We start from the raw sequence: 12,769 nt of genomic DNA, 5'->3' as shown, positions 1-12,769 counted from the left end.
GCGCTGAACAATGTCCCGAGCGCGAGAACCGTTCGCGGATTCAAGTGCTTCGCAAGCTGCGTTGACGGAACCTGGAACGCTGCCAATGTCCCGACGTAGACAGCGCGAACAACGGCGAGAGCCGCGTAATCAAGTGAGAACTCCGTCTGCCATATCGGGAGCAGCACGTAGATCGTGTCCACGTAGCCGTCATGAAGTGCATGCGCGACACTTGTCAGCGCCAGTATGCGCTGGAGCGTCTGCTCTCCAAGATTGCACTGGAGTTATTTGAGTCCGCAGAAGAGACTTCCTTCGAAAAGAACCTTTATACGCAGGCCGCCGGGCACGCGATGCTGGACCGCGAGAAAGTCGATGCGATCTTCCAGAGCACGCTTCGGCCGTATGAGTTCTATCCGATGGCAGACGCGGGCGCCTCTCGCAACTGGATGCGCAAATCCCTTGTGTTCGAAGACCCGCATTATCTCGTGAACCATCTCTATGCTTCAGTGATCGCGGTCGCGCTGTTCGACAAAGCCCACTCCGACCCTGGCTTCGCGGAGAAGTATGGTGCGCTCTTGCGTCGCGGTTTCGATGCTGATCCCAAAGTGCTGCTCGCCACGATGGGCATTCACCTCGATGACCCGCATCTGGTCGAAGGGGCGGCTCATCTCTTTGAGCAAAAGACAAATGACTTGCAGGTACTCTACGCGTCCCGGTGAAGACGCATCGCGAGAACTCGGCTGTCTCCACAACCGAGAATGCCTAAGACCGTTAGGAATCGTTGCGCTGCGCGCGGGGGCAGAGTCCTTTAGCGAGCTCTGGCTACCTTATTTATGTGCTCTCTGTCCAACCTCGACTCCCGGCGTAAAGAACTGGAATCCCATCGGCGAGGGGGCTGTGAACCGGCGTGCGCGACGCTCCTACTCCAGGTCCCTTGACCCAGAGCGCCTCTGCAATCATGGCTTCGTCCGAGCATTTTCAGGTCGAGCGTCTTCCTTGAAAAGGGCGCTCCTGCGGATCCCGTCCCGTAGCCCGAATTATTGTTACCCTGTGCAGCAAATCCTAGCGCGTCGCCGAATCCATCCAGCTATGCAAAGGATCTGTAAGGGTGGACGTGCGAAAGTCACAGCCTGGTCGGTAGTCCGGGGGACGCTTTGCGTTCGTACAGTCACCCATCCGCTTAGGATGTGGGGCTACCTGTAAGTCCTTTCCCCATCCTGGGGAGAGGAGCGTCTATGCAGATCGCAAAGTGGATCATCGCCTTTATCGCAGTTGTTTAACTCTCCACTGGTACAAAACATCGGGCAATCCAGGAACGACATTTGGATCGTGGATCAACGCCATATGCAACCAGCGGTCACGTTGCTTCCTTCGGACGTACAATCGCCCAATGACCACAAAATCGACGAGCCGACAGGCAGAGCGGCGGGATAGACGGCGTCAGGACATTCTCGACGTTGCGAGCCGTCTTTTTTCGAAGCTCGGTTACGAGAATGTGACCCTCAGGGCGATCGCGGAAGAGATGGGTTATGCGCACGCGAGTCTTTACCGTTATTTTCCAGATAAGTCGAGCCTGTTGGCGGAGATTTGTCGGGAAACATTTTCGCTGCTTGTCATCGAGTTCGATGCGGTGTTAAGCGCGACAACTGACCCTGATGAACGCCTCTTCCAGACGACACGAGCCTTTGTCCGATTCGGCCTCGACCATCCGCAGCACTTTCGGATTGTGTTTTTCGGGCCAGAAGACCGAAACGGGATCCGGGCCGGTGACTATATCAACGAGATCGGTCGGCCCCTCTTCGATCGTCTGGTCGACGTTTTTATCGCCTGTTCGGTCGGACAGGGGAATGCAGCCAAGCCTCCACTCGATGCACGCACATGGTGGTTCTGCATCTTTGGGCTTACACAGGTTCTGGTCACGCAAGGCGAGCTCCCGCATTTGCCCAATCCGGAGACGGTGATGGAACGAACGATCCAAGTTCTGTGGGCAGGACTGAACGCGTCGCCTCAGGTATCGACCCCTAAGAGGAGTGCTATAAAAAGCCCGCGATCTGCAATAAAAAAACCTTAAGTTACTTTGCAACCACTGGTCACTTCCAACATCTATTCAGACATGGATGATGCAGGCCGTTCGCCGGTCGACTGCGTCGCTCACTAGGCATTCCCATGCCTGTAATCATGGGGCCACTTCAAGCAACAGACTGCGACGGCACGGGAGCGAGTGAAAAAGATGGCACCAACAATTGCGGTGGCAGGAGCAACGGGGAATCTGGGAATGCGCCTTGTGAGGGCGCTTCGCGAACGTGGTGCGGAGGTTGTGGCCCTCGTAAGGACGGCAACCGATGGGCGCAAGATAACTGAACTCGAACGGCTTGGGGGCAAAGCAGTTGAGGTCGATCTGGCCACGGCATCTGATGTAGCTGAGGCGATGGAAGGGGCAACTTGCGTCGTGTCCGTCCTTGCTGGACTTCATGACGTGATTGTGGAGAGGCAGAAGGTCCTGCTTGAGGCTGCTATTCTGGCAGCCATTCCGAAATTCATCCCGTCAGATTTCTCGACGGACTTCACCGCGCTCACGCCCGGAGAGAATAGGAACTTCGACCTTCGCCGCGAGTTCCACCAGACGCTGGACGTTGCGCCTATCGCATCGACGGCCATCTTCAACGGAGCATTCGCCGAAATCCTTACCTATAACGTGCCTCTCCTTGACTTCAAGGAGAAAGTCGTCGGGTACTGGGAAAATCCTGACTGGCACATCGACTTCACGACCATGGACAACACGGCTGCGTTCACTGCTGCGGCGGCGCTTGATCCGGATACGCCGAAGTCTTTGCGGATTGCGAGTTTTCAGGTCAGCCCGAACGATCTCGTCGCTTACACCGCAAAGACTTTTGGGACGCCGTACAAACTCGTGCGGCTTGGCAGCCTGGAGGACTTGCGCGCTTACAACAAGCGTGAGCGCGCCGCTCATCCTGAAGGCGAGAACGAGCTGTATGCAAAGTGGCAGCAGAGCCAGTACATGCAAAGCATGTTCAGCACGCACCACGAAACGCTCGATAACGATCGGTACCCCGGTTTCGTCTGGTCGGAGCTCGAAGATGTGATCGAGCCGCGGTAAGGATAGTTAGCTTCTCCAAATCTCAACAGAGGGAATGAGGAAATCGTTCATGCACCGTCGCGTGTTTTTGATGCAAAGCACCTTCGTTTCCGGTGCCGCGCTCTTGTTACGCCATCCTGCCTTTGCTGCGACCGACCCCAACAGCGCACCAAAAGGAGAGCCACATATGTCTACGAAGATCGAAGAATTTCGCCTCAACGTACCGCAAAGCCAGCTCGCCGATCTGCACGACCGGCTCACCCATACGCGATGGCCAGAGCGAGAAACCGTAGACGACACCAGCCAAGGCCCTCAACTTGCCAAGGTTCAGGCTCTGGTTGCCCACTGGCGAACCAAATACGATTGGAGGAAGTGCGAAGCCCTGTTGAACGGCTTTGGCCATTTCAAAACGAACATTAACGGCCTCGACATACAGTTTCTTCACATCGTCTCGCCTGAGCCCGATGCACTGCCGCTGCTGATGTGCCATGGATGGCCTGGTTCGATTCTTGAGTTCCGGAAGGTGATCGAGCCACTTTCCAATCCGGCAAAGTTCGGTGGCGATCCCCGCAAGGCATTTCATCTCGTTATCCCCTCGATGCCCGGCTTCGGCTTCTCTGACAAGCCGTCCGCAACCGGATGGAGCATTCCTCAGATTGCTGACGCGTGGATCACGCTGATGGACCGCCTTGGCTACAAGCGCTGGGGGGCGCAGGGCGGCGATCTCGGCTTTGCGGTGATCGATTCGATCGCGGAGAAGAAACCGAAACAATTCGTTGGCTTTCACTCGAACTTCATCATGATGCAACCTACCCCGGATGAGATTGCGCAGGCGACCCCCCAGGAAAAGGATATGTTCGCCAGCGAAAAGGACTTCTGGGATAAGCTGTCCGGCTATGCCAAAGAGCAGTCGACCCGGCCACAGACCATCGGGTATTCACTGGCGGACTCTCCGGTCGGTTTGGCTACTTGGATTTACGCCATGTTCCAAGACACCTGCGGTACTCCCGGGAACGCGGAAGCGACCTTCACCCTTGACGAGTTGTTGGATGACATCATGATGTACTGGCTGCCGAACACAGGCGCTTCTTCGGCAAGACTATATTGGGAGATGGTGAATTCTCACTGGCATCCCTCCACAAATCCCTCAAAACCTATTCATGTTCCAGCAGGATTCACCATGTTTCCACAAGAAGCCGTTCGCAAATCCCGGCGACTCATTGAAGCGAGGTACAACAATCTCGTTTACTTCAATGAGGCTGCGCACGGTGGGCATTTCGGCGCACTGGAACAACCTGAAGTAATTGTTTCTGATGTTCGGAAGACATTCGATACCTTGCGGTAAGAAGGCTTCAGCAGGTTACTGCCTGAAGCCATGCTGCAAGTCTTCCCGCGCGTTTTTTGAGCATAAAAAGCGGGCGGCAGAACGCCGCACAATGTCCGCGTTTGTTACACCGCTTTCTTGCCAGTCTTCATTGCTGACTGTGATGCTTCTTCGCTTTCTCCTTCGCAACGAATTCCTGCCGTACTTTCGCAGCGATGGCGTCCGTGTCCACCTTGTAGGCTGTGGCAGCTTCCTTGAGGATCGTACTCGGATTGCCGCGTGAGGCAGCCGCAGAATGCAAGCATGCACCACCTAACTTCGGCGGCTTTGTCGCCGACGCGGTCGTTCCTGCTACCGCCGGACAGCATCTTCGCAATCCTCGCTGGCCTCCGCACGCCAAATTTCACAACGGTCAGACGATGCTCATGGGAGTTTTCAACGGCTCGCTTTCAGTGATCGTGTTGTCTCGCTTTCATGCCTCACCGTGCCCATGTTTCTGTTTGCGGCAGCGTTCGCTGCAGACGACTTTGTCGCTATGGCCCTTGCTCCACTGTTTCCCGGTGCCGGCTGGACCGACCCGGAGTTCGTGGCAGAGACGCGCTATCCCTTGGGTCTAGGGCCGTAACAACTGATCGCCTACGTGATTTATAGCCTCGCCTTGCTGGCTGTCAGCCTGGCCGTCTTGCAGCGCTGAGGAAGCGAAGTGATGGGCACCGTTTCATCGTGTCCATCACTTCAATGTCATACGTCTTGAGAAACGCGGTTGACAGAGCGTAGTAACGCGGTCTTCCGGCATCGGTGTTGCCGTTCGCCTCGCATTTCGCTGGTTAGTGGTGGCACTCCGGCATTCGCTCTCCTGCCGGTACAATCGCGCCTTCTACGAGAATGAGGTCAAAGCTCGCAGCCCCTTCGCGGCGTTTCTTGACCTCTTGGTAGGCAGGGCTTGTGTACCAGCGCCTTGCCTCGACCATGGATGGAAGCTCGAATAGAACCACTCCCAAGACGCCTCCTGCGCCCTCAAGAATTTCGAACGGTGCGTAGGCTACAAGCGGCTTAGCCTCGAAGCCCTCGAACGCTGGCTTCACATTTGCCCAGTAATCTTCAAGGCGATCGCGTTCAGTGATGTCTCTGCAAAGCGAAAAGGTAAGCGGGCATAGTTGCTCCTGATGATCAGCCGAGTGCGGCGACACCACGTAACAATGAGGATATCGCGCGTATGCGTATATAGCGGACATAGGCGCTATAGAACGTCCGTCCCGGTAAACGCACTCCTCGTCACCTGCGATCTTGATGAGTGCCAAATAACCAATGCGCTCAACGACTGCGAGAGTTTGCCCGGATGGCCACCTTGCGTTTCCTTTTCGACGGCACGCAGATCATGCTTTCATATGCGACGAAACCTGCGCCTGAGCTTTCACTGCCTGCAAGTGGGGAGCCAGAAACGCATTACGATCCTGCCCATGGTTGAGTACGCCAGTTCCTATCACCGTTATGAAGGCCATATCTGTTAGGCCGAGGAAGTCAAACAATGCCTCAAGGTATGTCTCGACAAAGTTAAACGAAGGTGACTCCGTTCGCCTATCGTGAATACTGCCGGTGGCAATAATGAAAGTAGCCTTTTTGCCGTGAAGCAGGCCTTTCTGAGTTCCACCTGCATGAGAGAACGTTTTGCCGACGCGAGTGATTTGATCGATCCAGAGCTTCATGACAGAAGGAACACTATAGTTGTGCATTGGCACTCCAATAACGTATTCCTTCGCCTGCTCCAGCTCGGCTATCAAGCTGTCAGAACATGCTAAGAGCTGTTCTTGTTGCGGAGTCCGCGCCTCGCTCGGCGTAAAGGCTGCGCCTAACCAGTCTGCGTTGAGGGGTGGGATTGATGTCGCGCTCAGATCCCGGTAGACCACCGTTCCTTCCGGATGGGCCGATTTCCATTCAGCAACGAACGCGCTGGTGAGTTCGCGCGAAACGGACTGACCATAGAGTGGACTTGAGTCGACGTGAAGAAGTGTGTGCATGGGTGGGAAGTCTCCTGTACGTGAACTGATGGCTATCGTATTGGCACTGATTCAATTAATTTACAGTTGCAAACTAAGAAACATTTGTGCATTATCAGACGGATGTTCACTATTTGAACCGATTCCTCTGGAAGAGAGCTATGCTCGTTAGATGAGGCCTTCCACCTCCCTTGACGGAACGTCCGATGCAACCGATCCCCGCATCATGCGAAGCCGCCGGATGCTAATGGATGCTTTGGCTAACCTATTGACCCACAAGCCCTTCGAGGACATCTCGGTCCAGGAGATTGTTGAAGAGTCCACGCTGACCAGAACGACTTTCTATCTGCACTACCCAGACAAGAATTCGCTCTTGCAAGCGATGACCACTAAACGCTTCGGAGAGCTGGCGGAGCGCAGAGGTCTCACATTTGCCGACGGAAATGGGAATCTGAGGGAAATCGCGTTGGGCGTTTGTGATTATCTGACTGAAGCACTTTATTGTCCGGGCCAGCTGCCGAGGATGGCTCTCGAAGGTGCCATCATTCCAATTGTGGAAGACCTGCTTCGGAGAGGGGCCCGTGGCGTCTCAATGGAGGCCGGCGCCGGATTCGAGCTGGTGTCGACCGCCGCTGCATGGGCGATCTTCGGCTGTGCGCGAAGTTGGTTTGAAACCTCTGATGGTATTCCAGCGGAGGAAATGGCTGTCAGAATTGAGGCGATTGTCAGGCCGCTGTTGAGCGCCGTGTCGCTTGAGCGCAATTCGGCAAGTTCGTGATTGAGCTCCAGATAGGCTGTTTTCGGGGAGGTCCCTCATAAAACGCCTTCCGGTTTGCGGCTGACAGAAGATCGCGCACACGAGCGGATTCGTCCTCCGTTTCAGACCTCTTTAAAACACGCCTTGAGTGCATTTTCCTGCTGGTCGGCCGGCAGTTTCCGTCGGCGCTGCACTGCTTAGACCCGACGCGCGCCTAGCAGCAAAGTTCCGCCATTTTTCTCGCGTTAGCCACCCAATCGTCCGACGGGGCCACAGCCCACAGCCCTGCCAAGGCACGCAGCATGTCCATACCGCTTACATACCGCGCAAATCACCGCTATCCACAGCCCGGTGCATTAAAGAATCAATAGCCGTCGTAATCAGTGACTCCGACTGCCCTCATCAGGGCTCCAGCGACTCTGACGTGGAACAATAGAAAAATGGCAATGAAGGCGAAACCATCGAAGCGTGAAGCCATACTCGAGGCGATGCTCGACATTGTTGTGGAGCGTGGCTTCCATGACGCTCCCATGTCCTTGCTCGCCGAGCGCTCCGGAGCCAGCGCCGGTGTTATCTATCACCACTTCTCCAGCAAGGAAGAGATCATACAGGCGCTCTACGAGCACATTCGCGGCCTGAAGCTGGAAGCCCTGCTCGCTGGATTTTCCCCGGACGAGGAACCCCGCAAGACCTTCCTGCGTGGCTGCCTGAACGCCTACAACTTCTACCGGAAACATCAGCGCGAGATGCGGTTTTATGAGCAATATGAGCATGCCGGTTTCAGCTGCAAGACACGAAGCCGCGAAGAAACCGCGCGCGTAAAGGCCTACGCCCGTCTGTTCTCCGGCAGGTCGAAGGGCGGCGTATTGAACGATTGGCCTGCGGAGGTCATTCAGGAATTGACCTTGAATACCATTAACCGCCTCGCCAGCCAGAGCAAGAAGCTCCCTGAATCTCTGCTATTGGAAATCGCCGATAAGCTCTGGAAGCTTGTTGCGAACAGCGACTAGAGCGAACGTTCGGTTTATAGTGTAGACTTGCTTCATGAAAATCGATTCGGTTCTCGTCACCGGCGGCTCGGGCTTTGTTGCCATCCATTGCATCGATCAGTTGCTCCGTGCGGGCTATCCGGTTCGCACCACGGTGCGCTCGCTCAAGCGTGTAGCGGATATTCGCGCGATGCTGAAGGCCGCAGGTACTCCGCGCCAAGAAGCCCTCTCATTTTTTGAAGCCGACCTGATGCAGGACAAGGGATGGACAGAAGCCGTTGCCGGATGTCGATTTGTTCTGCACGTAGCCTCACCCTTTCCAGCATCCGTGCCGAAGCACGAAGACGAGTTGATTCTTCCGGCGCGTGAAGGCGCTCTTCGCGTTCTCCGGGCCGCCCGCGACGCAGGTGTGCAAAGAGTTGTTCAGACCTCTTCCTTTGCCGCCATCGGATATGGCCATAAACCGCAAACGGCTCCGTTCGACGAGACCATGTGGACAAACGTCGACGGTGCAGGTGTCAGCGCCTATGCGAAATCCAAGACACTTGCGGAGCGTGCCGCGTGGGACTTTATCGCGCGCGAAGGCGGTGAGCTCGAACTATCCGTGGTCAATCCTGTCGGCATATTCGGTCCTACCTTCGGTCCTGACTACTCAACTTCTATTCTCATCGTGAAGAAACTGCTTGATGGGGAAGTTCCCGCCTGTCCTCGTATCAGCTTCGGAGTGGTGGATGTTCGCGATGTATCTGACATGCACCTCCGAGCAATGACAAACCCTGCTGCAAACGGAGAACGCTTCCTCGTCACAGCTGGAGAGTTCATCTCGCTGCTCGATGTCGGCACAATTCTCAAGAAAAATATGGGTTCGATGGCAAAGCGTGTTCCTAGCCGCGAGATACCAGACTGGATCGTGCGTTTTCTGGCTCTCTTTATCGCGGACATGAAAGCAATCTCGCCAGAGTTGGGCATCAAGAAGAACGCGTCGAACGAGAAGGCCGAGCGCATTTTGGGCTGGACCCCGAGGTCAAATGAAGAAGCCATCACCGCTAGCGGTACAAGCCTCGCTCAGTTGGGCCTTCTAAAGGGTAAGTAGGCAGAGACACATTTCTTGGATATGGGCTGACGTAAAATCGCTCTCCACGAACGCGTTGTCCGTAGGCTTACCCGGACGAGAGAAGTCGATCTTGACCCCGTTGCTGTGGGCCCACACGTCCATCGCCTGACTAGCGAACTCGCTGCCGTTGTAGCGGAACAGCACCTTGGGATGCCACGCTCGAGCCTCAGCCTGTTCAAGGTTCGGACCACATCGTCCCCCTTCAAGCTCTGTCCTACTTCGATCGCCATCGACTCCCGTGTGAAGACATCGACTATCGTCAGCGACCGGAAGCGTCCTCACCACGTGTACGAGCCACGTTCTTATTTGGCGATAACGAGTAATTACGAGGAGATGGAAGCGAGAACCGCCTCCATCTCCCCATACCCCTCAGGGCAGGAAGAGATCCGCGCGGCTGGATGGTGCGTCTGAATACCTAGGAAAGAGCACACCGATAAACCGGGGCCGGATCAACTCCGGCCCCTCCGCATCTTGCCGTCGTTCCTCGCAGCGTCAGGCTCTTTGCATAACCGGAAGCGCCCCATGCGTGGCCACTGCCGGCCAACGGGACGTGTCCTTGAAGCGGGCGTCCATACCGTCAGGAAAGGTCGAACCCTTCGGCCGGTCTGAAACTGCTTTTCAGGCCGAGAAGTGACTTCTCCATGCCCATGAGCGGGAACGTATGGATGAAAAGCTGTTTCAGGCGGCGCCGATCGATCCGCCATCCGCGTGACGTGCGCTTCCAGTGGTCGAGCCAATAACCGACGAGAAAACTATTGCCGTCCCCCTCTTTGGTCTCGTGCATGTGGATATGAAGCGCGATCGAGCTTGCCTCGTCCCCGTTGATCGTGATCCTGACCGGATGTTCCAGGTGCGCCCAGAGGTTGAAATATTGCTCGATGCCCGGCTGATCCGGCCGCCTGCCGCGCATCAATTCGATATAAGTGGTCAGGCCGACCGGCTCCATATGCCCCGTATCGCTGACGTCGAACTCGACATCGTCGGCGAAAACCTCCGACCATTGCTGGTAAGAATCCTGATCCTCCCATCCAGGTTGGTGAAAGTCCTGACCCAGCGCGTACATGGTGGTTCGCTCATGAATTTCGGCGCGGTCTTTCAGATACCGCACATCTTCTTCCAATGACATAAATCCTCCAGCTTCGATCGACGACACCCGGCGAGCGCCTCGGCTTTGAATATAGCTATTCGCGTTGGCGTTTCTATGTTATGAAGTCTGTAATGCATGACAATTCGTCTGAAAATGGTGCTGGCGATCGTCTGACCGAAATCCTCCGCGACCTGCGTCTGGATGGCCTTGATTATGGGCGACGGCACTTAGAGGGCGCATGGGCGTTCGCCTTTCCGGCAAAGGGCGACGCAATGTTCCACTTCATCGGAGGGAAGGGGTGCTGGTTGAAACGACCAACCGGCGAGTGGATGGAGCTTCTGTCCGGCGACGCCGTCCTTATCCCACGCGGGGATGCGCATGCACTGGCGAGTGCGCCCGACGCGGTGTCGACTCCGTTTCCCCTGTGGCGATGCGAACCGCTAGGCACCGCCAGATATGATCCGAGAGCCGAGCAGTCCGAAGCACGCCATTTGTTGCTCAATGGTTCGATGCGCTTCAATCTAGACAGACTACATCCCTTGTTCGCGTTGATGCCCGACATCCTTCGCGCCAACGAACTGATGCGGCACGAACCCGATACCGGATATCTGCTCGAGGCGCTGGCCCGGGAGATGGCGTCCAACCGCGTAGGAGGAGCAGGCATCGTTTCGCGGCTGGCGGACGTGCTGGCGGCACAAATTATCCGCTCTTGGGTCGAGTACGGCCACAACTCGGCTGAAGGCTGGATCGCTGCCGTTAGGGATCGGCAGATCGGCCGTGTTCTTGTCGCGATGCATCAGCATCCAGAGCGCAATTGGACGATTGAGAGCCTTGCTGAAGTAATGGGTGCGTCCCGGGCATCGTTTGCCGCCAAATTCGTGGCGGTTGCCGGAAGCACGCCGGCCGACTATCTCAGGCGCGTCCGGATGTCCCAAGCCAAGCTTTGGCTGAGCCGGGGCAAGGCCACGATAGCCGAGGCAGCCTTTCGCTTCGGCTATGGATCGGAAGCGTCGTTCAGCAGGGCCTTCAAGAAAACCATCGGTGCGCCGCCAAGCCACTATGTCCGTAAGGCCGATGCGACCTAGCAGAGGAAATAGATGGACCTCGCGACCGCATCGAGTCGACACCGCCGTGAACCGAGAGTACTGAGAGGTTCTCCGGCACTGCTTGCTAGAGCCCTGGGTAATTGCGGTCCGCCGAACACAGTTTGGTCGGCCTCCCGAAGACTTCCTGTGCGTATCAGCCAGGAAATGTAAAGAGCTCAACGAGCTTCTTCACGCGCTCCTTCTGGCGGCTGGGCGGCAATCGCTTGGTCCTTGTAAGGTCGGCGATGCCATGAAGGCTCGCCCAGAACAATTCCGCTACAAGCTCCGCCCTTGCGCTCTGGCCTTGAAACAGTTCCAAGAGTTGGGCGAAGCCGAACCGCAACTCAGGGGGCGTGTCGGCCTGACCGAATGGGACACTGAGGTTGAGCAAAAACATCACTTCGTAGAGGGCTGGCGAAGCTGCGGCAAATTGCAGGTAGGCGGCAACAATGGACTCAACCGCGTTTCCGCCCTTGGCCCGTTTCCGTGCCTTCTCCAGCGCTATGCCCAATTCCCCGAATCCCTCGACCGCAATCGCAGCGAGGATTCCTTCCCGGCTTCCGAAGTGCGCATACAGAACGGGCTGGCTGTAGGAAATTTCTTCGGATAGCCGGCGAACCGTGACGTTCGCCCAGCCCTCCAGCTCCGCAATCCGTCGTGCCGCGCTGATTATTTGCGCGCGTCGGGCTTGTTTGTCACGCTCTTTTCGTTCCGCAATTCGACTTGTCGTCACGTCGTCTACCACCAATATAAAGAATAGCACTGCTCTTTTTCCTGATGGCCTCCCTAGGTTCAACGACTCGTAATATTTCCGTGCGCCACGGATCATCCATTTCGGACAGAGGCGGAACAACATTTTCAGAGGATGGTTGAATCTCCGGCGTAACACGCGACATCTATTATAGCGTTGCTAGATTTTATCAAAGGAGTAAACACAATGCATATCACTATCCCGCTCGCGATCGCTGGTCTTCTGGCCGTTGGCATCTCCATCATCGGCACCTTCTACATCCTGTCGCCAGAACGCGTAATGGGAGGCTTCGGACTGAAACTGCCATCACCCGACCCTGACACCCGTGCGTGGCTTCGGCTCAAAGGAATTCGAGACATCGGGTCTGGACTGGTCGTCCTGACACTGATGCTCACCACGGATCCCCGTACGGTAGGTATCGCCCTGCTGGCTTTGTCTTTCATTGCTTTCGGCGACATGTGCAATGTTCTGCTCTCAGGTGGGCCAAAGTCGACAGCCATCTCCGTTCACGGCGTTACCTGCACGCTGATGATTGTTGTCGGTCTGTTCCTGATCCACGTTTTCTAAGGAACGTCTCCGCCCAGACGAA

14 protein-coding genes and 1 pseudogene are annotated in these 12,769 nt (G+C 56.1%); 10 read left to right on the top strand and 5 right to left on the bottom strand.

What is annotated here, in order from left to right:
• Positions 1-200: 200 nt before the first annotated feature.
• The 5 genes from CHB87_RS13015 (at position 201) to CHB87_RS22895 (ending at position 5,017) form a co-directional block, all read left to right on the top strand.
• Positions 201-698 (top strand): hypothetical protein, encoded by a 498-nt coding sequence (locus CHB87_RS13015; RefSeq protein ID WP_089408884.1) that lies wholly within the window; start codon positions 201-203, stop codon positions 696-698.
• Positions 699-1,369: 671 nt separating this feature from the next.
• Positions 1,370-2,050: a TetR/AcrR family transcriptional regulator gene (locus CHB87_RS13010; RefSeq protein WP_089408883.1), complete on the top strand. Its 681-nt coding sequence runs from the start codon at positions 1,370-1,372 to the stop codon at positions 2,048-2,050.
• 159 nt (positions 2,051-2,209) lie between these two features.
• Positions 2,210-3,097, top strand: a complete 888-nt coding sequence (locus CHB87_RS13005) for an NmrA family NAD(P)-binding protein (RefSeq protein ID WP_089409085.1) — start codon at positions 2,210-2,212, stop codon at positions 3,095-3,097.
• 49 nt (positions 3,098-3,146) lie between these two features.
• Positions 3,147-4,421 (top strand): epoxide hydrolase family protein, encoded by a 1,275-nt coding sequence (locus CHB87_RS13000; RefSeq protein ID WP_217897048.1) that lies wholly within the window; start codon positions 3,147-3,149, stop codon positions 4,419-4,421.
• A 221-nt stretch (positions 4,422-4,642) separates the two neighbouring features.
• The gene (locus CHB87_RS22895; RefSeq protein WP_425432478.1) at positions 4,643-5,017 is read left to right on the top strand and encodes a DUF6640 family protein; all 375 of its coding nucleotides are present in this window, start codon (positions 4,643-4,645) and stop codon (positions 5,015-5,017) included.
• Positions 5,018-5,227: 210 nt separating this feature from the next.
• On the opposite strand, the gene CHB87_RS12995 is transcribed toward CHB87_RS22895, so the two are convergent.
• Together CHB87_RS12995 and CHB87_RS12990 are read right to left on the bottom strand one after the other, a co-directional pair.
• Positions 5,228-5,701 carry a DUF1330 domain-containing protein gene (locus tag CHB87_RS12995; RefSeq protein ID WP_089408881.1) on the bottom strand — a complete coding sequence of 158 codons (474 nt, stop codon included), beginning with the start codon at positions 5,699-5,701 and terminating at the stop codon, positions 5,228-5,230.
• A gap of 75 nt (positions 5,702-5,776) precedes the next feature.
• On the bottom strand, positions 5,777-6,418 hold the full coding sequence (locus tag CHB87_RS12990; protein ID WP_089408880.1) for an FMN-dependent NADH-azoreductase: 642 nt from the start codon (positions 6,416-6,418) through the stop codon (positions 5,777-5,779).
• 151 nt (positions 6,419-6,569) lie between these two features.
• Between CHB87_RS12990 and CHB87_RS12985 the strand changes: the two genes are divergently transcribed.
• From CHB87_RS12985 to CHB87_RS12975, 3 genes are all read left to right on the top strand, one after another.
• Positions 6,570-7,175: a TetR/AcrR family transcriptional regulator gene (locus CHB87_RS12985; RefSeq protein WP_089408879.1), complete on the top strand. Its 606-nt coding sequence runs from the start codon at positions 6,570-6,572 to the stop codon at positions 7,173-7,175.
• 425 nt (positions 7,176-7,600) lie between these two features.
• Positions 7,601-8,164: a TetR/AcrR family transcriptional regulator gene (locus CHB87_RS12980; protein WP_176441738.1), complete on the top strand. Its 564-nt coding sequence runs from the start codon at positions 7,601-7,603 to the stop codon at positions 8,162-8,164.
• A gap of 34 nt (positions 8,165-8,198) precedes the next feature.
• Entirely contained in the window at positions 8,199-9,236 is a 1,038-nt protein-coding gene (locus tag CHB87_RS12975) for an SDR family oxidoreductase (protein ID WP_089408877.1), read from the top strand.
• 39 nt (positions 9,237-9,275) lie between these two features.
• On the opposite strand, the pseudogene CHB87_RS22595 reads toward CHB87_RS12975, so the two are convergent.
• Both CHB87_RS22595 and CHB87_RS12965 read right to left on the bottom strand, forming a co-directional pair.
• Positions 9,276-9,532, bottom strand: a pseudogene (locus CHB87_RS22595) (DDE-type integrase/transposase/recombinase); the annotation flags it as partial.
• A gap of 302 nt (positions 9,533-9,834) precedes the next feature.
• Positions 9,835-10,383 (bottom strand): nuclear transport factor 2 family protein, encoded by a 549-nt coding sequence (locus CHB87_RS12965; RefSeq protein ID WP_089408875.1) that lies wholly within the window; start codon positions 10,381-10,383, stop codon positions 9,835-9,837.
• 92 nt (positions 10,384-10,475) lie between these two features.
• Between CHB87_RS12965 and CHB87_RS12960 the strand changes: the two genes are divergently transcribed.
• Positions 10,476-11,429: an AraC family transcriptional regulator gene (locus CHB87_RS12960; protein ID WP_089408874.1), complete on the top strand. Its 954-nt coding sequence runs from the start codon at positions 10,476-10,478 to the stop codon at positions 11,427-11,429.
• A gap of 154 nt (positions 11,430-11,583) precedes the next feature.
• Here CHB87_RS12960 and CHB87_RS12955 read toward each other — a convergent pair whose 3' ends face one another.
• Entirely contained in the window at positions 11,584-12,162 is a 579-nt protein-coding gene (locus CHB87_RS12955; protein WP_245817972.1) for a TetR/AcrR family transcriptional regulator, read from the bottom strand.
• A 204-nt stretch (positions 12,163-12,366) separates the two neighbouring features.
• Between CHB87_RS12955 and CHB87_RS12950 the strand changes: the two genes are divergently transcribed.
• On the top strand, positions 12,367-12,747 hold the full coding sequence (locus CHB87_RS12950) for a DUF4267 domain-containing protein (RefSeq protein WP_089408872.1): 381 nt from the start codon (positions 12,367-12,369) through the stop codon (positions 12,745-12,747).
• Positions 12,748-12,769 lie beyond the last annotated feature (22 nt).

Source organism: Granulicella rosea (assembly GCF_900188085.1).
Taxonomy (GTDB): domain Bacteria; phylum Acidobacteriota; class Terriglobia; order Terriglobales; family Acidobacteriaceae; genus Edaphobacter; species Edaphobacter rosea.
Note: the sequence above shows the minus strand (reverse complement) of the source record. Positions and strands in the feature narration are given on the sequence as shown.

Bases quoted from the DNA above. Each gene is read 5' to 3' on its own strand.
- CHB87_RS13015 (WP_089408884.1), top strand. From the start codon at position 201: ATGCGCGACACTTGTCAGCGCCAGTATGCGCTGGAGCGTCTGCTCTCC.
- CHB87_RS13010 (WP_089408883.1), top strand. From the start codon at position 1,370: ATGACCACAAAATCGACGAGCCGACAGGCAGAGCGGCGGGATAGACGG.
- CHB87_RS13005 (WP_089409085.1), top strand. From the start codon at position 2,210: ATGGCACCAACAATTGCGGTGGCAGGAGCAACGGGGAATCTGGGAATG.
- CHB87_RS13000 (WP_217897048.1), top strand. From the start codon at position 3,147: ATGCACCGTCGCGTGTTTTTGATGCAAAGCACCTTCGTTTCCGGTGCC.
- CHB87_RS12990 (WP_089408880.1), bottom strand. From the start codon at position 6,418: ATGCACACACTTCTTCACGTCGACTCAAGTCCACTCTATGGTCAGTCC.
- CHB87_RS12985 (WP_089408879.1), top strand. From the start codon at position 6,570: ATGAGGCCTTCCACCTCCCTTGACGGAACGTCCGATGCAACCGATCCC.
- CHB87_RS12980 (WP_176441738.1), top strand. From the start codon at position 7,601: ATGAAGGCGAAACCATCGAAGCGTGAAGCCATACTCGAGGCGATGCTC.
- CHB87_RS12975 (WP_089408877.1), top strand. From the start codon at position 8,199: ATGAAAATCGATTCGGTTCTCGTCACCGGCGGCTCGGGCTTTGTTGCC.
- CHB87_RS12965 (WP_089408875.1), bottom strand. From the start codon at position 10,383: ATGTCATTGGAAGAAGATGTGCGGTATCTGAAAGACCGCGCCGAAATT.
- CHB87_RS12960 (WP_089408874.1), top strand. From the start codon at position 10,476: ATGCATGACAATTCGTCTGAAAATGGTGCTGGCGATCGTCTGACCGAA.
- CHB87_RS12950 (WP_089408872.1), top strand. From the start codon at position 12,367: ATGCATATCACTATCCCGCTCGCGATCGCTGGTCTTCTGGCCGTTGGC.